The 20,440-nt window shown below is 73.1% G+C and carries 16 protein-coding genes; 5 read left to right on the top strand and 11 right to left on the bottom strand.

Going from position 1 to position 20,440, the window contains the following annotated elements; translation table 11 throughout:
* Positions 1-144: 144 nt before the first annotated feature.
* Entirely contained in the window at positions 145-1,533 is a 1,389-nt protein-coding gene (locus tag ACFXPX_RS21040) for a M16 family metallopeptidase (protein ID WP_380404259.1), read from the bottom strand.
* Positions 1,530-2,876: a M16 family metallopeptidase gene (locus ACFXPX_RS21035; RefSeq protein ID WP_380642731.1), complete on the bottom strand. Its 1,347-nt coding sequence runs from the start codon at positions 2,874-2,876 to the stop codon at positions 1,530-1,532. Before ACFXPX_RS21035 ends, ACFXPX_RS21040 begins: the two co-directional genes overlap by 4 nt.
* A 316-nt stretch (positions 2,877-3,192) precedes the next feature.
* Between ACFXPX_RS21035 and ACFXPX_RS21030 the strand changes: the two genes are divergently transcribed.
* Both ACFXPX_RS21030 and ACFXPX_RS21025 read left to right on the top strand, forming a co-directional pair.
* Positions 3,193-5,643: a DNA topoisomerase (ATP-hydrolyzing) subunit A gene (locus tag ACFXPX_RS21030; protein WP_380527118.1), complete on the top strand. Its 2,451-nt coding sequence runs from the start codon at positions 3,193-3,195 to the stop codon at positions 5,641-5,643.
* 154 nt (positions 5,644-5,797) lie between these two features.
* Positions 5,798-6,700: a sucrase ferredoxin gene (locus ACFXPX_RS21025; RefSeq protein ID WP_380642729.1), complete on the top strand. Its 903-nt coding sequence runs from the start codon at positions 5,798-5,800 to the stop codon at positions 6,698-6,700.
* A 107-nt stretch (positions 6,701-6,807) separates the two neighbouring features.
* On the opposite strand, the gene ACFXPX_RS21020 is transcribed toward ACFXPX_RS21025, so the two are convergent.
* Genes ACFXPX_RS21020 through ACFXPX_RS21010 form a run of 3 tightly spaced genes read right to left on the bottom strand, consistent with a single transcriptional unit; the run spans position 6,808 to position 9,582 of the window.
* Positions 6,808-7,863: an ABC transporter substrate-binding protein gene (locus ACFXPX_RS21020; protein ID WP_380527114.1), complete on the bottom strand. Its 1,056-nt coding sequence runs from the start codon at positions 7,861-7,863 to the stop codon at positions 6,808-6,810.
* 38 nt (positions 7,864-7,901) lie between these two features.
* Positions 7,902-8,783 carry an ABC transporter permease gene (locus ACFXPX_RS21015; protein ID WP_375889270.1) on the bottom strand — a complete coding sequence of 294 codons (882 nt, stop codon included), beginning with the start codon at positions 8,781-8,783 and terminating at the stop codon, positions 7,902-7,904.
* A complete protein-coding gene (locus ACFXPX_RS21010) occupies positions 8,773-9,582 on the bottom strand; it encodes an ABC transporter ATP-binding protein (protein WP_375889273.1) in 810 nt (269 codons plus the stop codon). Before ACFXPX_RS21010 ends, ACFXPX_RS21015 begins: the two co-directional genes overlap by 11 nt.
* A 362-nt stretch (positions 9,583-9,944) precedes the next feature.
* Here ACFXPX_RS21010 and ACFXPX_RS21005 point away from each other — a divergent pair, with 362 nt between their 5' ends.
* Positions 9,945-11,555, top strand: a complete 1,611-nt coding sequence (locus tag ACFXPX_RS21005; protein WP_380642727.1) for an ATP-binding protein — start codon at positions 9,945-9,947, stop codon at positions 11,553-11,555.
* Entirely contained in the window at positions 11,555-12,241 is a 687-nt protein-coding gene (locus ACFXPX_RS21000; protein ID WP_380404239.1) for a response regulator, read from the top strand. The genes ACFXPX_RS21005 and ACFXPX_RS21000 overlap by 1 nt, the downstream gene beginning before the upstream one ends.
* Positions 12,242-12,344: 103 nt before the next feature.
* Here ACFXPX_RS21000 and ACFXPX_RS20995 read toward each other — a convergent pair whose 3' ends face one another.
* The 6 genes from ACFXPX_RS20995 to ACFXPX_RS20970 all read right to left on the bottom strand — a co-directional run bounded on the left by ACFXPX_RS20995 (position 12,345) and on the right by ACFXPX_RS20970 (position 19,479).
* The gene (locus ACFXPX_RS20995) at positions 12,345-14,021 is read right to left on the bottom strand and encodes a cation acetate symporter (protein ID WP_375889279.1); all 1,677 of its coding nucleotides are present in this window, start codon (positions 14,019-14,021) and stop codon (positions 12,345-12,347) included.
* Complete coding sequence (locus tag ACFXPX_RS20990; protein WP_380527109.1) at positions 14,018-14,659, bottom strand: DUF485 domain-containing protein; 642 nt, start codon at positions 14,657-14,659, stop codon at positions 14,018-14,020. The genes ACFXPX_RS20995 and ACFXPX_RS20990 overlap by 4 nt, the downstream gene beginning before the upstream one ends.
* Positions 14,660-14,787: 128 nt before the next feature.
* Positions 14,788-15,525, bottom strand: a complete 738-nt coding sequence (locus ACFXPX_RS20985; RefSeq protein WP_380527107.1) for a response regulator — start codon at positions 15,523-15,525, stop codon at positions 14,788-14,790.
* Positions 15,522-16,697 (bottom strand): sensor histidine kinase, encoded by a 1,176-nt coding sequence (locus ACFXPX_RS20980; RefSeq protein ID WP_375889287.1) that lies wholly within the window; start codon positions 16,695-16,697, stop codon positions 15,522-15,524. Before ACFXPX_RS20980 ends, ACFXPX_RS20985 begins: the two co-directional genes overlap by 4 nt.
* Before the next feature lie 30 nt (positions 16,698-16,727).
* On the bottom strand, positions 16,728-17,213 hold the full coding sequence (locus ACFXPX_RS20975) for a DUF1453 domain-containing protein (protein WP_375889290.1): 486 nt from the start codon (positions 17,211-17,213) through the stop codon (positions 16,728-16,730).
* A 154-nt stretch (positions 17,214-17,367) separates the two neighbouring features.
* Complete coding sequence (locus tag ACFXPX_RS20970) at positions 17,368-19,479, bottom strand: type IIA DNA topoisomerase subunit B (protein WP_380529964.1); 2,112 nt, start codon at positions 19,477-19,479, stop codon at positions 17,368-17,370.
* A 538-nt stretch (positions 19,480-20,017) separates the two neighbouring features.
* On the opposite strand from ACFXPX_RS20970, the gene ACFXPX_RS20965 reads away from it, so the two are divergent.
* Complete coding sequence (locus ACFXPX_RS20965) at positions 20,018-20,251, top strand: hypothetical protein (protein ID WP_375889296.1); 234 nt, start codon at positions 20,018-20,020, stop codon at positions 20,249-20,251.
* The last annotated feature ends 189 nt before the right edge of the window (positions 20,252-20,440 follow it).

Genomic DNA, 20,440 nt, shown 5'->3' with positions numbered 1-20,440 from the left:
TCGCAGTTCGCACGTGGTGTGCGTCGGGGAACATCTATCCACGGAACGGGCCGGACCCGCAACGGATTTACGGACGCGTCCGGAACGCGTCCGGCCCGGCGGAGCGAAAGCGCTCCACCGGGCCGGAGGGGACGTCGGAGGGCGTCAGCCGACGACGGTGACCTCGCCGATCCCGAGCGCCCGCACGTCCGCCTCGATGGCGGCGGCGTCGCCGACCAGGACGGTGATCAGGCGGTCCGGCGGGAAGGCCGCGACCACGGCCTCGGTGGCCGCCGCGGTGGGCAGTTCGGCCAGCTGCCGGTAGACCTCGGCCTGGTAGTCGTCGGCGAGGTACTGCTCGACCTGGTCGGCCAGGGTGCCGGCGACCGAGCCCGCGGTCTCGTACTTGAGCGGCGCGACGCCGACCAGGAACTGCACGGCCTCGTCGCGCTCGGCGTCGGTGAGGCCCTCGGCGGCGAGGGTGCGCAGGATGGTCCAGGTGTCGGCGAGCGCGGGGGCGGTGGAGGCGGTGTCCACCGAGCCGCTGATGGCGAGCAGCGAGCGCCCGCTGCCGTCGGCGGCGGAGCGCAGCGGCTGGGCGAAGGCCCGGACGCCGTAGGTGTAGCCCTTCTCCTCGCGCAGGACGCGGTCGAGGCGGGAGGTGAGGGTGCCGCCGAGGCAGTAGGTGCCGAGGATCTGGGCGGCCCAGACCGGGTCGTGGCGGTCGGGGCCGATCCGGCCGATCAGCAGCTGGGTCTGGACGGAGCCGGGGCGGTCGACGATGAGGACGCGGCCGTGGTCGTCGCCGGTGACCGGGGCGTGGGCGGAGGGTTCCGCGGTGGTGCCGGTCCAGGTGCCGAGGGTGCTCTCCAGCAGGGCGGGGAGGTCGACGCCGGTGAGGTCGCCGACCACCACGACGGTGGTGGTGGCGGGGCGCACGTGGGCGTCGTAGAAGGCCTTGACGGCGGCGCGGTCGATCGACTTGACGGTGTCGGCGGTGCCGCTGCGGGGCCGGGAGAGGCGGTCCGCGGCCTCGAAGAGCTCGGCGTAGAGGGCCTTGGCGGCGCGCCGGGCGGGGTTGGCCTGCTCGTGCACGATCTCGTCGAGGCGGTTGGCGACGAGGCGCTCGATCTCCTCGGCCGGGAGGGCGGGGGCGCGCAGGGCGTCGGCGAGCAGGGTGAGGCCGCGCTGGAGCCGGGAGGCGGGGACTTCGAGGGCGACCCGGATGCAGGGGTGGTCGGCGTGGGCGTCGAGGGTGGCCCCGGCGCGCTCGAGTTCGCCGGCGAACTCCTCGGCGGTGAGGGTGTCGGTGCCCTCGTTGAGGGCGCGGGCGAGGATGGCGGCGACGCCGTCGAGGCCCTCGGGCTCGGCGGCGAGCGGGGCGTCGAGGAGGACCTCGACGGCGACCAGCTGCTGGCCGGGCCGGTGGCAGTGCAGCACGGTGATGCCGTTGCCGAGGGCGGCCCGCTCGGGGGCGGGGAAGGCCCAGGGGCCGGGGGTGCCGGGCTGGGGCTGGGGGTGGAAGGTCATCGCGGGGACGTAGTCGGTGCTCATACGGCGGCACCCTCCTCTTCGGAAGCGGCGTCGGAAGCGTCATCGGCGGCGGTCGCGGTCGGCTCGTAGACGAGGACGGCCCGGTTGTCGGGGTGGAGCCGGGCCTTGGCGACGGCCTGGACCTCCTCGGCGGTGACGTCGAGGACCTTGGGGAGGGCGTCGTTCAGCAGCTTGGGGTCGCCGAACAGGACGGCGTAGCGGCAGAGTTCGTCGGCGCGGCCGGCGACGGTGGTGAGCCGGTCGAGCCACTCGCGCTCGATCTGGGCCTGGGCGCGCTCGAGTTCCTCGGGGGTGGGGCCCTCGGCGGCGAAGCGGGCGAGCTCCTCGTCGACGGCGGCGTCGATCTGGGCGATGGTGGCGTCGCCGGAGGTCTTGACGTCGAGCCAGCCGAGGCTGGGGGCGCCGGCGAGGCGCAGCAGGCCGAAGCCGGCGGCGACGGCGGTGCGGTCGCGGCGGACGAGCCGGTTGTAGAGGCGGCTGGACTCGCCGCTGCCGAGGATGGTGAGCGCGAGGTCCGCGGCGTCGGCGTCGCGGGTGCCGTCGTGGGGCAGGCGGTAGGCGGCCATCAGGGCGCGGGAGGGGACGTCCTCGGCGAGTTCCTGGCGCAGTTCGCGGCCGATGGTGTCGGGGAGTTCGCCGGAGCGCGGGGGCTGCTTGCCGTCGTGCGCGGGGATGGAGCCGAAGTACTTCTCGACCCAGGCGATGGTCTGCTCGGGGTCGATGTCGCCGACCACGGAGAGCACCGCGTTGTTGGGCGCGTAGTAGGTGCGGAAGAACGCGCGGGCGTCCTCCAGGGTGGCGGCGTCGAGGTCGGCCATGGAGCCGATCGGGGTGTGGTGGTACGGGTGGCCGTCGGGGTACGAGAGCGCGGTGAGCTTCTCGAAGGCGGTGCCGTACGGGACGTTGTCGTAGCGCTGGCGGCGTTCGTTCTTGACGACGGCGCGCTGGTTCTCCATGGACGTCTCGTCGAGGGCGGCGAGCAGCGAGCCCATGCGGTCGGCCTCCAGCCAGAGGGCGAGCTCCAGCTGGTGGGCGGGCATGGTCTCGTAGTAGTTGGTGCGTTCGAAGCTGGTGGTGCCGTTGAGCGAGCCGCCGGCGCCCTGGACGAGCTCGAAGTGCCCGTTGTTGGTGACGTTGGCGGAGCCCTGGAACATCAGGTGCTCGAAGAGGTGGGCGAGGCCGGTGCGGCCCTTGACCTCGTGGCGGGAGCCGACGTCGTACCAGAGGCAGACCGCGGCGACCGGGGTGAGTCGGTCCTCGGAGAGGACGACGCGCAGGCCGTTGGCCAGGCGGTGCTCGGTGATGGCGATGCCTCGGCTGGAGGCGGGGGCCGGGTTGGCCATGCGCTCGGGTCCTTCCCGTCGTCGATGTCGGGGTTCGTGTGGCGTCCCCCATTGTGGTGCAACGCGCGGGAGGCGTGTTTGTGTCCGCGCGGATGCGGCGTTCGCCAGGGGCGGAAGAGGGCCGCTGACCGGGAGTGTCGGCGCGAGGGTCCACAATGGGGGCGCCGTGCCCTGTCGGTCGCGCCCGGTTGACGGGTCGCGGCGGTAGGACGGTGAATCAGGGAGCCGGGGCGGCGAAGCCCGTCCGGTGCCCGGACCGGACGCCCGGCGTCCGGCCGACGACACAGCCAGCGACACGTAAGGGAGCCCCGCCGCGATGGCCCGCCGCAGTTCGCAGACCCCGCCGCCCGGAGACTTCGAGGAGCGGATCCTCGACGTCGACGTCGTGGACGAGATGCAGGGCTCCTTCCTGGAGTACGCCTACTCGGTGATCTACTCGCGTGCGCTGCCCGACGCGCGGGACGGTCTCAAGCCGGTGCACCGCCGGATCCTGTACCAGGCCAACGAGATGGGCCTGCGTCCGGACCGGGCGCACGTGAAGTGCGCGCGCGTGGTGGGCGAGGTGATGGGCCGGCTGCACCCGCACGGCGACCAGTCGATCTACGACTCGGTGGTGCGCATGGCGCAGCCGTTCTCGATGCGGCTGCCGCTGATCGACGGGCACGGCAACTTCGGTTCGCTGGGCAACGACGACCCGCCGGCGGCGATGCGGTACACCGAGTCGCGGCTGACGGCGGCCTCGATGGCGATGGTGGAGTCGATCCACGAGGACACCGTCGACTTCGGGCCGAACTACGACGGCAGCGAGCAGGAGCCGCTGGCGTTGCCGGCCGCGTTCCCGAACCTGCTGGTGAACGGCGCGACGGGCATCGCGGTGGGCATGGCGACGAACATGCCGCCGCACAACCTGTCCGAGGTGGTGGCCGCGGCCCGGCACCTGATCAAGCACCCGAGCGCGGACCTGGACACGCTGATGCGGTTCGTGCCCGGTCCGGACCTGCCGACGGGCGGGCGGGTCGTGGGCCTGTCGGGCATCCGGGACGCGTACGAGTCGGGCCGCGGCACCTTCAAGATCCGGGCCACCACGACGATCGAGAACGTCACGGCGCGCCGCAAGGGCATCGTGGTGACCGAGCTGCCGTACAACGTCGGCCCGGAGAAGGTCATCGCGAAGATCAAGGACCTGGTCAACGCGAAGAAGCTGCAGGGCATCGCGGACGTCAAGGACCTGACCGACCGCGAGCACGGGCTGCGGCTGGTGATCGAGGTGAAGAACGGCTTCGTGCCGGAGGCGCTGCTGGAGCAGCTCTACAAGCTGACGCCGTTGGAGGAGACCTTCGGCATCAACAACGTGGCGCTGGTGGACGGGCAGCCGCTGACGCTGGGCCTCAAGGAGCTGCTGGAGGTCTACGTCGACCACCGCTTCACGGTGGTGCGCCGGCGCAGCGACTTCCGCCGCCGCAAGCGGCAGGAGCGGCTGCACCTGGTCGAGGGCCTGCTGGTGGCCCTGGTGGACATCGACGAGGTCATCTCGATCATCCGGTCGAGTGACAACGCCCAGCAGGCGAAGGAGCGCCTGATGGAGCGCTTCTCGCTGTCGGAGACGCAGACCGGCTACATCCTGGACACGCCGCTGCGCCGGTTGACCCGGTTCGACCGGGTGGAGCTGGAGCAGGAGAAGGAGAAGCTGAACGCGGAGATCGCGGAGCTGACCGAGATCCTGGAGTCGGACACCAGGCTGCGCAGTGTGGTGTCGTCCGAACTGGGCGCGGTGTCCAAGCAGTTCGGGACGGAGCGGCGCACGGTGCTGCTGGAGGCGGGGGCGGCTCCGGCCGCGGCGCTGACGGTGCCGCTGGAGGTGGCGGACGATCCGTGCCGGGTGCTGCTGTCCTCGACGGGGCTGCTGGCGCGGACGGCGGACGGTGAGCCGTTCGAGCTGTCGGAGAAGCGGGCGAAGCACGACGTGATCGTGTCGGCGGTGCCGGCCACGGCGCGGGCGGACGTGGGTGTGGTGACGTCCGCGGGCCGGGTGCTGCGGCTGCCGGTGATCGACCTGCCGGCGCTGCCGCCGATGCCCTCGCCGACGCTGGCGGGCGGGGCCGCGGTGGAGGAGTTCCTGCGGCTGGAGGCCGGGGAGCGGGTGCTGGCGCTGACCACGCTGGACGAGTCCTCGCCGGGGCTGGCGCTGGGCACGGTGCAGGGTGTGGTGAAGCGGGTGGTGCCGGAGTGGCCGGCGAACAAGGACGAGTTCGAGGTGATCGGCCTCAAGGACGGCGACGAGCTGGTGGGCGCGGTCGAACTGCGCACCGGCGAGGAGGACTTGGTCTTCATCACCTCGGACGCCCAGCTGCTGCGCTACCCGGCGGGTCAGGTCCGTCCGCAGGGCCGTCCGGCGGGTGGCATGGCGGGCGTCAAGCTGTCGGACGGCGCCCGGGTGCTGTCGTTCACGGCGGTGGACCCGGCCGTGGACGCGGTGGTGGTCTCGGTGGCGGGCGCCTCGGGCACGCTGTCGGGTGACGAGCAGTCGTCCTGGAAGGTCACCCCGTTCGAGCAGTACCCGCGCAAGGGCCGGGCGACCGGCGGTGTGCGCTGCCAGCGCTTCCTGCGCGGCGAGGACGGCCTGGCGTTCGCCTGGGCGGGTGCCGCCCCGGCCCGGGCCGCCGGTGCCAAGGGCGTGCCGGTCGACCTGCCGGAGCGCGACCCGCGCCGGGACGGTTCGGGTACGCCGGTGACGGCGCCGATCGCGGTGGTGGCCGGCCCGGCGTGACGGCTCGCCCGTGCTGACGGGGTCGGAGGGCGGGGTGCCTGCGGGTGCCCCGCCCTCCGGCGCGTCCGGGGCCGGTCGCGGCCGCTCCGGGCCTGGTCGCGGGCGTTGCGCGGCCCCCGGGCCGGGCCGGACCGCCGGGGGTAGCCTTGCCCGGGTGAGCACCTGTGCGACCCTCTCGCGTGAACTTTCGGAGCCGTTGACCGCGACGGCGGCGGTGGCGACCACCTGGCTGCTGCTGGAGCAGAACGGCCCCTGGGGCGCGAAGGCTCTAAACGAGAGCCACCTGGACGGGGCGGTCGGGCGCGCGCTGGAGGCCGCCGCGGCGGGTACCGGCGTACGGGTCGCCCTGATCCGGCGTCCCGGGCGGCACGCGGACTGCCTGCCGACGGCGCGGCACGAGGTGGTCGTGGCGCACGCGGTGCCGGGCCGCGGCTGGGTCCGCCGGGCGCAGGTGGCGGATCCGGCGGAGCTGCTGGGGCTGGACTTCGCGGCGCTGGGCGCCGGTGACCACACGGGCTTCGGGGTGGAGCACGTCGGCGGCCCGCTGGCGCTGGTGTGCACCAACGGCCGCCGGGACCGCTGCTGCGCGCTGCTGGGCCGTCCGCTGGCCGCGGAGCTGGCGGCGGCCGGGCACAGCGAGGTGTGGGAGGTCACCCACCTGGGCGGGCACCGCTTCTCCCCCACGATGCTGGTGCTGCCGTACGGCTACGCGTACGGGCGGCTGACGCCGGAGAGCGCCAAGGAGGTGCTGGCGGCGACGGCGGCCGGGCACATGGTGCCGGAGTGGTCGCGGGGCTGCTCGGGCTGGGAGCGGCCGGGCCAGGCGGCCGAGCACGCGGTGCGGCTGGCGATCGGCGAGACCGGGGTGGACGCGCTGACCCTGGCGCAGCGGGTGGACGGCCCGGGCCGCTGGCTGGTGGCGGTGATCCACCGGGACGGGCGGGCCTGGGAGGTGGACGTGATCGAGTCGGTGAGCGAGCCAGCGCGCCCGGAGAGCTGCGGCAAGGCGGCGGGGACGCCGTCGCGGATGGACGTGCTCTCCGTACGGGGGATCTGAGCCGGGAACCGAGCCAGGGAACCGAGCCGGGGAACAGAGCGGGGGGTCCGAGCACCACGGCGGCCCCGCGCCCGTGGGGGTGGGCGCGGGGCCGCGAGGGCCGGGCGTCAGCCGGCGGCCTTGCCGACGAACTCCGTGGTGTACGTCCTGGCCAGGTCGATCGTCCCTTCCTTGCCCTTGACGTCCGGGTGGAAGGCGGCGAGCACCGCGAGCACGGTCCTGGGCCCGTCGGCGGGCATCACCCCGTCGGTGGTGAACATCGGCAGGGTGGACTTGATGGCAGCCGCGTACTGCTCGGCGCCGCCCTGCGCGTAGTCGGCGGGCATCTTCGCGGCGATCTCCTCGGGGCTGTGGGTGGACATCCACTTGAGGGTCTTGACGAAGGCGTTGGTGAGCTTCTGGGTGGTGTCCTTGTTCTTCTCGACCCACTCGGTGTTCATGTACAGCGAGGAGGACGGGTAGAGCCCGCCGAGCGCCTGGCGCGAGCCCTCGGGGGTGCGCATGTCGTAGAGGATCTTGCCGAGGCCCTTGTCGAGGACGGTGGCGACGGTCGGGTCGGTGGTCATCCCGGCGTCGATGCTGCCCTGCTGGAGGGCGGCGATGAAGGTCTGCCCGGCGCCGACCGCGATCGGGCTGAAGTCGCTGACGGAGGCGCCGTTCTTGACCGCGAGGTACTTGGTGAGGAAGTCGGTGGAGGAGCCGATGCTGGTGACGCCGAGCTTCTTGCCCTTGAAGTCGGCGCCGGACCTGATGGCGTCGGCCTGCTTGGCGGAGACCAGTTCGACCTCACCGGGGGCCTGGGCGAACTGGACCACGGACTCGACGTGCTTGCCCTTGGCCTGGAGGTCGATGGTGTGGTCGTAGAAGCCGACGGCGCCCTGGACGTCGCCGGCCAGCAGCGCGGTGGTGGCGTTGACGCCGGCCGGTTCGGTGAGCAGTTCGACGTTGACGCCGGCCTCGGCGAAGTAGCCGAGCCGCTGGGTGAGCATCGCGGGCAGGTAGATGACCTTGTCCAGGCCACCGACCATGATCTTGACCTTGGGTCCGTCGACCTGCTGCCCGGCCGGGGCCGCGCCGTGGGACGAGGTGGCGGCGTCGTTGGCGCAGGCGGAGAGCGGGACGAGCAGGGCGGCGGCGAGGACGGCAGTGAGAGCTCTGCGCATCGTGGGGGAACCTCTCGGTGCGTACGGGTGGGGGGAGTTCAGCGGCCGTCGCCCGCGTCGGCGGGCTTCCAGCGGAAGAGTCTCTTCTCGGCGAAGGTCAGCAGCCCCTCGGTGAGCAGCGCGACGACGGCGAGGATGGTCATGGCGGCGTACACCCCGGCCGCGTTGAAGGTGCCCTGGGCGGCGGCGACCAGCAGGCCGAGGCCCTTGGTGGCGCCGATGTACTCGCCGACGATCGCGCCGATCAGCGCGAAGCCGAAGCTGACGTGGAGGCTGGTGAAGATCCAGGTGGTGGCGGCGGGGATGACCACCTGGAGGGTGACCTTGCGGTTGTCGGCGCCCAGGATGCGGGCGTTGGCGACCAGGTTGCGGTCGACCTCGCGGGCGCCCTGGAAGGCGTTGAAGAACACCGGGAAGAACACCAGGACCACCGCGGAGGCGACCTTGGAGGCCGGGCCGAGGCCGAACCAGATCAGGAAGATCGGGGCGAGCACGATCCGCGGGATGGCGTTGAGGACCTTGATGTACGGCCCGAACACGTCGGCCAGGAAGCGGACCCGGCCGAGCGCGATGCCCAGCAGCACACCGCCGACCACGCCGATCACCCAGCCGGTGAGGGCCTCGTACAGGGTGTAGCCGATCTGCTCGCCGAGCGAGCCCTGGGCGGTGCCGTGGGTGGTCCACTGCCAGATCTGGTCCCAGATCCTGGACGGCTGGGAGAAGTTGAACGGGTCGATGACCTCGGTGCGGGCGCACACCTCCCACAGGCCGAGGAAGGCGACCAGCACCCCGAGCCGGGCCGCGTAGACGGTCAACTTCCGGTTGCGGGCGGCCCGTTCGCGGGCCTCGGTTCTGGTCGTGGCGGCCGGGGGCTTCCCGGCGGCGGTCGACGCGGTCTCGGACGCGGTCTCAAGCGGCACGACCCGCTCCTCTCTCCCGGGTGATGCGCACCTCTTCGCCGAGCGAGGCCCAGATCTCGCGGTACAGCTCGACGAACCTCGGTTCCAGCCGGACGGCCTCCACGGTGCGCGGTCGTGGCAGGTCGACGGTGAAGACCTCCTTGACGGTGGCCGGTCCGGCCGTCATCACGACGACCCGGTCGGCGAGCGCGATGGCTTCGTCCAGGTCGTGGGTGACGAAGACGACCGACGAGCCGGTGCCGGCCCACAGCTCCAGCAGCTGGTCGGACATCAGGGCGCGGGTCTGCACGTCCAGCGCCGAGAACGGCTCGTCCATCAGCAGGATGGTCGGGTCGTTGACGAAGGTCTGGGCGAGTGCGACGCGCTTGCGCATTCCGCCGGACAGCTGGTGCGGGTAGCGGTCCTCGAAGGCGGCCAGGCCCACCCGGCCCAGCCAGTCCCGGGCCCGCTCCTTCGCCTCGGCGGCGGGCACGCCGCGGAAGCGCGGCCCGGCCATCACGTTGGACAGCACGGTGCGCCAGGGGAAGACGGCGTCCTGCTGGAAGACGAACCCGACCTTGGGGTCGATCCCGCGCACGGGCTCGCCGTACACCCGGACCTCGCCCTCGGTGGGCTCCTCCAGGCCGCTGACCAGGGTCAGCGTGGTGGACTTGCCGCAGCCGGTGGGGCCGACGACGGCGACGAACTCGCCCTGGGCGACGGTCAGATCGAGATCGCGGACGGCGGTGTGCAGCGCACCGGAGGGGGTGCGGAAGCGTTTCGTCGCGCCGGTCAGCTCGATCGCCGGGGTATCGGTCATTCATTCCTCCCGGATCAGTGCTTGCCCCGGAAAGGTAGGAGCGGGCCCGGCCCCGACGGGAGCCATCTGCGCGTAGTGCGACTTCTCCGCATTGAGGGGTGTTCTGCTCCTTTTGCTTCCGCTACAACTGCGGGGACGCGGGCTGACAGAAACACGTCGGAAACATAGGGTGTCCCGACCCCACCCCTGGCGGCCCCGTCCCTCAGGACCCCACCCCTGAGAACAACGCCCCTCAGAACCACGCCCCTCAGAACCACGCCCCTCGGGACCCCGCCCCTCGGGACCCCGCCCCGCAGGACCCCGCCCAGCAGGCCCCCACCTGGTGGGTCCCCGCCACACCCAGCCGCCGAGAGGAGGCCCGGATGAAGCTCCCCCACTGGCCCCGCCGGGTCTTCGCCCAGCTCCTGCTGAGCCAGACCGTCGTCACCGTCGGCGTCACCGCCCTGACCGCCGGGCTGTTCCTGGCCCCGGTCAGCAGCGAACTGGACCACGACGCCATGCAGCGGGCGCTGTCCATCGCCCAGGCCACCGCCACCGACGAGACCCTCGCCCGGGCCGCCGACGCCCGCGACGTCGTCACCGCGCAGCGCAACGCCGAGCAGATCCGGCTCGCCACCGGCGCCAGCTTCGTCGTGGTCACCGACCTGGACGGCATCCGCCTCTCGCACACCGACCCGGGCCGGATCGGCCAGCGGGTCAGCACCGACCCCGAGCCGGCACTGGCCGGCCGCAGCGTCACCGCGATCCAGCAGGGCACCCTGGGCCGCACCGCCCGCGGCAAGGTGCCGCTGCGGACGACGGACGGCCGGATCGTCGGCGAGGTGTCGGTCGGCATCAGCGACGACTCGATCCGCCGCCGGCTGCTGAAGATGCTCACCGGCATCCTGCTGTGCGCCGCCGCCGGCCTGACCGCCGGCACCGTCGCCACCCTGGTGCTGGCCCGCCGGCTCAAGCGCCGCACCCACAACATCGCGCTGGCCGACATCTCGGCCCTGCTGGTCGAGCGCGAGGCCATGCTGCACGGCATCCGCGAGGGCCTGGTCGCGCTGGACGAACGGGGCCGGATCCGGCTGGCCAACGACGAGGCCCTGCGGCTGCTCGACCTGCCCGGGGAGTGCACCGGCCGCCCGATCGCCGCGGTGCTGCCGCCGGGCCGGCTGGCCGACGTGCTGACCGGGCGGATCACCGGCACCGACCTGCCGGCCGTCCGGGACGACCGGGTGCTGGTGGTGAACCGGACGGCCACCGCCGAGGGCGCCGTGGTGACGCTGCGCGACCGCACCGAGCTGGAGTCGCTGGTCCGCGAGCTGGACACCACCCGCAGCCTCACCGAGGCGCTGCGCGCCCAGGACCACGAGCACGCCAACCGGATGCACACCCTGCTCGGCCTGCTCGAACTCGGCCGCCACGAGCAGGCGGTGGCCTTCATCTCGGAGCAGTCCGGCTCGCACGCCGTGGTCGCCGCGCGGATCGCCGAACAGGTGCAGGACCCGCACGTGGCGGCGCTGCTGGCGGGCAAGACGGCGGTGGCCGACGAGCGCGGGGTGCGGTTGGTGCTCGCCCCGGCGGCGCACCTGCCGGACGCGGTGGTGGACGCCCGGGCACTGGTGACGGTGCTCGGCAACCTGATCGACAACGCGGTGGACGCCCTGGTGCCCGGCGGCAGCGGGCGGACGGGCCCGGGCGGGCGGCTGGAGGTGACCCTGGCGGCGGCCGGCTCCACCCTGCTGCTGCAGGTCGCGGACAGCGGCCCGGGCGTGCCGGAGGAGCTGCGCGAGCAGGTCTTCGAGGAGGGGTGGACCAGCAAGGACGCGCCCGCGCACCGTCCGCGCGGGCTGGGCCTGGCGATGGTGCGGCGGCTGGTCGAACGGACCGGCGGCCGGATCGTGCTCGACACCGGCCCGCTCGGCGACGCCCGGTTCACCGTCGAACTGCCCGAGGCCCTGCTCACCACTCAGCTCGTGGAGGCGTGATGATCGACGTACTCGTGGTGGACGACGACTTCCGGGTCGCGGACGTGCACGCCGCCTACGTGGCCAAGGTGCCGGGCTTCCGGGTCACCGGCACCGCCCACTCGGCCGGAGAGGCGCTGGCCGCGCTGGAGCGCCGCCCGGTGGACCTCCTGCTGCTCGACCACCACCTGCCGGACGAGACCGGCCTGGCGCTGGTCCGCCGGCTGCGGGAACGCCAGGTGACCTGCGACGTGATGATGGTGACCGCCGCCCGGGACGTCTCCACCGTGCACGCCGCGATGCAGCACGGCGCCCTGCAGTACCTGGTCAAGCCGTTCACCTTCGCCGGGCTGCGGGACAAGCTGGTCTCCTACGCCCAGCTGCGGCACGCCCTGGCCGCCCCGGCCCGGGAGGCCGGCCAGGACGAGGTGGACCGGCTGTTCGCCACCCTGCGCAGCGCCGCCGCGCCCGCCGGGACGCTGCCCAAGGGCCACTCGGCGCCCACCACCGACCTGGTGCTGGGCGTGCTGCGCCGGGCGGGCCGGCCGCTGTCCGCCCAGGAGGTCGCCGATGCCACCGGGCTGAGCCGCTCGACCGCCCAGCGCTACCTCAAGCAGCTGGAACGGGACAGCCGGCTGCGGCTGACCCTGCGCTACGGCGACACCGGCCGCCCCGAGCACCGCTACGGGCTGGCCGCCCGGGCGTGACCGCCCCCGGACGCCCGACCCGCCAGGGCACAACCGCCCCCGGACGCCCGACCCGCCAGGGCACAACCGCCCCCGGACGCCCGACCGGCCCGGGTCACGGCGGCTACGCCGCACCCGCTCCGGTGAGGGCCCGCACCTCCAGCTCGGCGAAGCGGTCCGCGTCGGCCGGTTCGGGAGAGGTGAGCGTCCCGATCCAGCCCGCCAGGAAGCCGAGCGGGATGGAGACGATCCCGGGGTTCTCCAGCGGGAACCAGTGGAAGTCGACGCCGGGGAACAGCGCCACCTTCGAGCCGGAGACCACCGGCGAGAAGAACACCAGCACGATCGCCGGGACGAGCCCGCCGTACACCGACCAGACCGCGCCCCGGGCGGTGAACCGCGACCAGAACAGGCTGTACAGCAGCACCGGCAGGTTCGAGGAGGCGGCCACCGCGAAGGCCAGGCCGACCAGGAAGGCGACGTTCAGCTGCTGGGCGTAGAGGCTGATCACGATCGCCACCGCGCCGATCCCGCCGGCCGCGAACCGGGCCACCACCACCTCCTGCTGCTCGCTCGGCTTCTCCTCGGTGCGCTCCGCGCCGCGCCGGCCCGGCCGGCTCCGCCAGGCGCCGGCCCAGATGTCGTGGGCGAAGGCGGCGGAGGAGGCCAGGGTCAGCCCGGCGACCACGGCGAGGATGGTGGCGAAGGCGATCGCCGAGATCAGCGCGAACAGCACCACCCCGCCGGTGCTGCCGTTGCCGCCGCCGAGCACCAGGGCGAGCAGCGGGACGGCGGTGTTCCCGGCCGCGTTGGCGTGCCGCACCTCGGCGGAGCCGACCAGTGCGGTGGCGCCCAGGCCGAGCGCGATGGCCATCAGGTAGAAGCCGCCGACCAGGCCGATCGCCCACATCGTGGAGCGGCGGGCGGCCCGCGCGGTGGGCACCGTGTAGAAGCGGGACAGGATGTGCGGCAGGCCGGCGGTGCCGAGCACCAGGGCCAGGCCGAGGCTGAAGAAGTCCAGCCGGCTGGTGAAGGTGGCGCCGTACTTGAGCCCGGGTTCGAGGTAGCGCTGACCGGCGCCGCTGTGCCGGGCGGCCTGGCGCATCAGCTCGAACAGGTCGCCGTGGAAGCGGGCCACCAGCAGCACGGTGAGCAGCACCGAACCGGCGATCAGCAGGAACGCCTTGACGATCTGGATCCAGGTGGTGGCCCGCATCCCGCCGATGGTGACGTAGACGATCATCAGCGCGCCGACCGCGATGATCGTCCAGGTCCGGGCCTGGGCGCTGTTGGTGCCGAGCAGCAGGGCGACCAGCGAGCCGGCGCCGACCATCTGGGCGACCAGGTAGAGCAGGGTGACCACGACGCTGGCGCCGCCGGCCGCCGCCCGCACCTTGCGGCGGCGCAGCCGCAGCGCGAGCACGTCGGCGAGGGTGTACCGGCCCGCGTTGCGGACGAGTTCGGCGACCAGCATCAGCACGACCAGCCAGGCGACCAGGAAGCCGATGCTGTACAGCACGCCGTCGTAGCCGTACAGGGCGATCAGCCCGGCGACGCCCAGGAAGGAGGCGGCGGACAGGTAGTCGCCGGAGAGCGCGAAGCCGTTCTGCAGCGGGGTGAAGTCGCGCCCGCCGGTGTAGAAGTCCTCGGCGGCGCTGCCCTGGCGGCCGACCCAGAGGGTGATCCCCAGGGTGACCAGGACGATCACGGCGAACAGCACGATCGCCAGGCCGTGGTGCTGGCCGGCCGGGGCGACGGGGGGCGGGGTGGCGGTGGTCAGCACGCCGGTGGCGGCGGTCACCGCAGCTGGTCCTGGGTGTCCCAGCGCAGGCCCAGGGCGGCGCGGTCGCGCTTGGTCCGGGCGTTGCGGGCGTAGAGCCAGGTGAGCAGGAAGGTGGAGGCGAACTGGAGCAGGCCCAGCACCCAGGCCACGTTGAGCGGGCCGACCACCGGGCTGCGCATCACGCCGGGCGCGGCGGCCTCGGCGGCGACGTACATCAGGTACCAGCCGAGGAAGGCGCCGCTGGTCGGGAAGACGAACGAGCGGTAGCTGCGGCGGATGTCCTGGAAGGCCGCGCTGGCCTGGACGTTCCGGTAGACCTCGGTGCTGTCGGTGGTGCTCACCGCCGCTGCCGGTGCCTGCGGCACCACGGGCGGTACGGCGGGCGAGGCGAGCGGCGGGGCGGCGGCCGGTACCCGCGGCGGTACGGCGGGTGGCGCGACCGGCCGCGCGGCGACGGCCGGGGCGGGCGGCGCGGCCACCGGCTCGGGAGCGGCGGCCGACCGGGCGGCGGCCGGACGGGTGGCAACCGGCTGGCCCGGTACGGCCGTTCGGCGGGGGGTGGCAGTCGGCTCGGACGCAGTGGCGGCGGCCGCCGGAGCGGCCCACCAGTCGAATCGCTGCCCCTGTCCGGGACTGCTGGTCTGCTGCTGTGGCACTGCTGCTCCTGGGCGCGGGCCGGGCGTTCTGACCCCAACCATCATGGAGGCCCCCGGACACCGTCCCTGACCATCGCAGATACGTTCACTCAATGAGGTGATCGATCATCTGACGGACGCTCATCCGACTACTGCTGCGTACCGGTGATTCCGTGCCGGAAGGCGTACGCGACCGCCTGCGCCCGGTCCCGCACCGCCGTCTTGGCGAACAGGTTGTTGATGTGCGTCTTGACCGTCGCCTGGCTGACGAACAGCCGCTGGGCGATCTCCGCGTTGGAGAGCCCCTCGGCGATCAGCGCGAGCACCTCGGCCTCGCGCAGCGTCAACCCGTCCGGCAGCTGACCGCCCCTCCCGCCCGGCGGCACGCCTGGCGGCACGCCCGGCGCGGCCGGTGCGGTCGGCGCGGTCGGTAGGGTCGGCCCGCTCTTCGCCGGCCCCTCCGAAAGCCGCTCCAGCAAGCGGAGTTGGACCTGCGGGGAGAGTCCGGCCGCACCCGAGCGGACGTCCGCGATGGCCTTGGCGATCTCCTCACCGCCGGCGTCCTTGGTGAGGTAGCCGCGCGCCCCGGCCTGCAACGCCGGGAACAGCGACTCGTCGTCGGCGTAGGTGGTGAGCACCACGACCTCGGTCCCCGGGTGGGCGGCCCGGATCCGCCGGGTCGCCTCGACGCCGTCCACCCGCGGCATCCGCAGGTCCATCAGCACCACGTCCGGGTGGTGCCGCTCCACCAGGGTGACGGCCTCCTCCCCGTCCGCCGCCGCGCCGACCACCTCGATGCCGGGCAGCAGGCCCAGCAGCATCACGATGCCCTCGCGCACCACCGTCTGGTCGTCCGCCACCAGCACCCTGATGACCCCGCCGTTCATGCCGGCACCCGCAGCAACACCCGCCACCCTCCGTCCTCCGGGCCCGCCAGCAGGGTGCCGCCGAGCAGTTCCGCGCGTTCGCGCATCCCCAGCAGACCGTACCCGCTGCCGCTCCCGGCCAGGTCGCCGGAGGACGGCTCGCCCGTCGACTGGCCGCGCGGCGCCCGGGTGTTGCGCACCTCCAGCTCCACCGCGTCGTCCAGGTAGCGCAGTTCGACCGAGCAGCGGGCGCCCGGCGCGTGCTTGCGGACGTTGGTCACCGCCTCCTGCGCCGTGCGCCGCACCGCCAGCCCGGCCTCGGCGGCCAGCGGCCGGGGCGTACCGGTCACGGTGAGCGGAGCCCGCTCGCGCTCGGTCAGCTCCACCAGGAACTCCCCGACCGGGGTGAACTCCCCCCGCAGCGCGGACAGCGCCTGCCGCGTCTCGACCAGCCCGTCCTGGGCCATCCGCCGTGCGGCCACGACCCGTTCGCGGACCTGCGCGCGGTCCGTCCCGGCGTCCAGCATCAGCCGGGCCGCCTCCAGGTGGACCAGCTGTGCGGAGAGGCTGTGGGCCAGCACGTCGTGGATCTCCCGGGCGATCCGGGCCCGTTCGGCGAGCGCCGCGCTCTCCGCCTCGGCGGCCCGGACGGCGCGCTCCTGGACCAGCAGCCGACGGGCGGTGCCGCGGGCCTCGATGTCCAGCCTCAGCAGGAAGCCGACCAGCAGCGACCCTCCGACGGTGGCGGCCACGCTGAGCCAACTCGCCGGGGAGGCCGCCGTGTACGAGGCCAGCGCGGCCGCCGCGGTGAGCAGGGCCGGCGCGGGCGGCAGCCGGATCAGGGCCGTGACGGCCAGCCCGATCCAGAGGAAGTCGGCCAGCGTGTAGGCCTGTCCCTGGTTGGCGAGCCAGCCGGCGCCGATCAGCACCGCGGCCAGCAGGTACGAGGGGACGGGGCGCTGTTCCCGGCTGACCCTCAGGTACAGCACGCTGAGGGCGACGGCCGCGACCAGCCCGGCCGCCGCGGCCGCCGCCGCCCAGCCGGCGTACCTGCCGCCGGAGAAGGTCGCCCAGCCGACGACGACCAGCAGGACGGTCCGGCCGAACACGGTGAGGACCCGCCGCGGTCGGCTCTCGGCCTCGCGCTCAAGTCCCTCCCGGGACTGCCAGCGGGTCCAGTACCACCCGGGCAAGGGGGCCTCCTCGGTGCTCACGGCGACGGTTCAGTGCAGGAGGGCGGTCGCCCGTGCGGGCTCCAGCGTCCGGGCCCTCCAGTTGACCACGAGCGAGCGGACCAGCAGCAGGACCGCCATGCCGAGCATCAGCGAGCTGCCCGCCTGGTGGACGCCCAGGGCCGAGCCGGCCGCGTACAGGCCGATCCGGACGACGACCATGCCGCCCCAGGCGGCCAGGGTGGCCTTGGTGCCCTTGACCATGACGTTGCCGTCGGCGGCCCGCCAGACCCGGACGGTCCAGCCCCAGACCGTCCCCATCGCGAGGGTGGTGACCAGCCCGGCGGCGAGCAGGGCGCCCGACAGCGCGGTGTGCTGGTGGTCGATGATCTGGGGGTCGCGCAGCGCGAGCACGCCCAGGATCAGCGGGAGCAGCCAGAAGCGGCGTTCGGTGTCCAGTCGCTGGACGCGCATCTGGCGTCCGACGACCAGAACCACCACCGCGGCGATCACGAGGAGGTTGGCGAGGGATCCCATCGGATTCTCCGTCCCGGGAGAGGCGTGTTGCTGACCTCTCCGACGCTACGGATCCGGCGCTCCCCGCTGATCGGAGCCGGGGTGGACCCCGGGTGGAACCGACGGCGCGGGGGCCCTCCACCCGTGGGTGGAGGGCCCCCGTCGGCCGGCCGCGTCAGGCGTCGATGCGGGAGCGGTCCAGGGTGGCCGCCGAGTCCACGATGAACTCCTTGCGCGGGGCGACGTCGTTGCCCATCAGCAGGTCGAAGATCTTCTCGGCCTGCTCCAGGTCGCCCAGGTTGATCCGGCGCAGGGTGCGGTGGCGCGGGTCCACGGTGGTCTCGGCCAGCTGGTCGGCGTCCATCTCGCCCAGGCCCTTGTACCGCTGCACCGGCTCCTTCCAGCGCTGCCCCTTGCGCTGGAACTCCAGCAGGGTGGAGCGCAGCTCGGCGTCGGAGTAGGTGTAGTGGTACTTCTCCTGGCCGCGCTTGGGGCTGGTGAGCTCGATCCGGTGCAGCGGCGGGACGGCGGCGAAGACCCGGCCCTGCTCGACCATCGGCCGCATGTAGCGGTGGAAGAGGGTCAGCAGCAGGGTGCGGATGTGCGAGCCGTCGACGTCGGCGTCGGCCATGAAGATCACACGGCCGTAGCGGGCCTGGTCGATGTCGAAGGTGCGGCCCGAGCCGGCCCCTATCACCTGGATGATCGCGGCGCACTCGGCGTTCTTGAGCATGTCGCTCACCGACGCCTTCTGCACGTTGAGGATCTTGCCGCGGATCGGCAGCAGCGCCTGGAACTCGGAATTGCGGGCGAGCTTGGCGGTGCCGAGCGCGGAGTCGCCCTCGACGATGAACAGTTCGCTGCGGTCGACGTCGTCGCTGCGGCAGTCGGCCAGCTTGGCGGGCAGCGAGCTGGTCTCCAGCGCGGTCTTGCGGCGCTGGGCCTCCTTGTGCTGCCGGGCGGCGACCCGGGTGCGGGCGGCCGCGACGACCTTCTCCAGCACGGCCCGGGCCTGCTGCTTCTGGTCCTTCTTGGCCGAGGTGAGGAAGGCCTTGAGCTCCTTGGCGACGACGGCCGCGACGATCCGGTTGGCCGCCGAGGTGCCGAGCACCTCCTTGGTCTGGCCCTCGAACTGCGGCTCGGCGAGCCGGACGGTGACCACGGCGGTGAGGCCCTCGGTGGCGTCGTCCTTGGTGATGTCGTCCTCGGCGACGCGCAGCAGCTTGGCGCCGCGCAGCGCCTCGTTGACGGTCTTGGCCAGCGAGCGCTCGAAGCCGGTGACGTGGGTGCCGCCCTTGGGGGTGGCGATGATGTTGACGAACGAGCGCAGGGTGGTGTCGTACCCGGTGCCCCAGCGCAGCGCGATGTCCACGCCGAGGTGGCGGGTCACCTCGGTCGGGGTCATGTGGCCGAGGTCGTCCAGGACCGGCACGGTCTCCTTGAAGGTGCCCTCGCCCTGCAGCCGCACCACGTCGCTGACCGGCTTGTCGGGGGCCAGGAACTCGCAGAACTCGGCGATGCCGCCGTCGTAGTGGAAGACCGACTCCTCGACCTGCTCGCTCTCGGTGAGCCGCTCGTCACGCACGACGATGGTCAGACCGGGGACGAGGAAGGCCGTCTGCCGGGCGCGGTTGTGCAGGTGCTCCAGGGAGAGCTTGGCGTCCTTGAGGAAGATCTGCCGGTCGGCCCAGTAGCGGATCCGGGTGCCGGTGCGGGTCTTGGGCACCTTGCGGGTCCTGGTGGTGCCGTTGGCGGGCTCGAAGGGCGCGTCCGGGCTGGCCTCGGTGAAGATGCCGGGGGTGCCGCGGCGGAAGCTGATCGCGTGGGTGTGGCCGCTGCGGTCGACCTCGACGTCCAGCCGCGCGGAGAGCGCGTTCACGACCGAGGCGCCGACGCCGTGCAGACCGCCGGAGGCCGCGTAGGAGCCGCCGCCGAACTTGCCGCCGGCGTGCAGCTTGGTCATCACGACCTCGACGCCGGACAGCCCGGTCTTGGGCTCGACGTCCACCGGGATGCCGCGGCCGTTGTCGCGGACCTCCACCGAGGAGTCCGGGTGCAGCAGCACCTCGATCCGGTCGCAGTAGCCGCCCAGCGCCTCGTCCACCGAGTTGTCGATGATCTCCCAGAGGCAGTGCATCAGGCCGCGGCTGTCCGTGGAGCCGATGTACATGCCGGGGCGCTTGCGGACGGCCTCCAGGCCTTCCAGGACGAGCAGGTGCCGCGCGGTGTAGTTGGAACCGTCGTCGCCGGCCAGCAGCGCGGACGGCACGGTCGTTTCGGCACTCACGCGGCACTCTCCTCGGTGAAGTTCTGTCTCATCGGTCACATCCGGACGCATCCGGACCAACCGCCAGTGCAGCACGCCGCACCGACAGTCGTCGCTCTGTGTGCTCGCACCCCTGCGACGGGTGCACAGCACGGCGGGCCGGCCCCGCGCAGCTTGTACGCGCTGCGCGAACAAGGACCGCGCCCGGGCTTGGGCCCCGGGGGCGCCATCTCCTCCCGGTACCACCGGTCCTGGCGGATCGTGGGGTCCGGCACAGGCTCCGGAACTGCCGTTATGCAGGCTACCGGGGCCCGGGACGGGGCTTATGCTCCAACCCGGCAGAGGATTATGCTACGCGGACCTCGACCCCGGTCCCGATCGGACGTTCGAGCGACGGGCGGATCCCGGGATTCGGTACGCATGAACCACCGACGCCCGGGGCACCTCCTCATCAACACAGCAGAATCCTCAGAGAAGAAAAGCCACGAGCGGGAACGTTTTCGGCCTGGTTGGATGTTGACCCTGGTACGACAGCTCGTCGAGCTAGAGAAGAGGCGACGTGACTACTGTTCTGACACCTGCGAGCCCGCTCACCGCGGCGGACCGCTGCGACCGCTGCGGCGCCCAGGCCTACCTGCGCGTCGTACTCGCCAGCGGCGGAGAGCTGCTCTTCTGCGCCCACCACGGCCGGAAGTTCGAGCCGGAGCTCAAGAAGATCGCCGTGGAGATACAGGACGAGAGCGGCCGTCTCACCACCAGCACCACCGCGACGGCCGCCGAAGAAGAGCGCTGATCCCAGGCGCCGCCACCAGCAGCCAGCGTCGAGCTGTGTCCGGCCGCGCACCGCGCGCGACCGGGGAGCCGGGGGGTGGACCCCGTCGGGGGGCGACCCCCCCGCGCCCCGGTTGTGCCCCCCGCTCCCCCCCGGTGACCCCCCCCCCCCCCCGGGGGGCCCGCTGCCCCAAAACCCCCCCGGGCCCAC

Source organism: Kitasatospora sp. NPDC059146, from assembly GCF_042786665.1.
Classification (GTDB): domain Bacteria; phylum Actinomycetota; class Actinomycetes; order Streptomycetales; family Streptomycetaceae; genus Kitasatospora.
The sequence above is the reverse complement of the archived record's forward strand: the minus strand, read 5'-3'. Positions and strand labels throughout refer to the sequence as shown.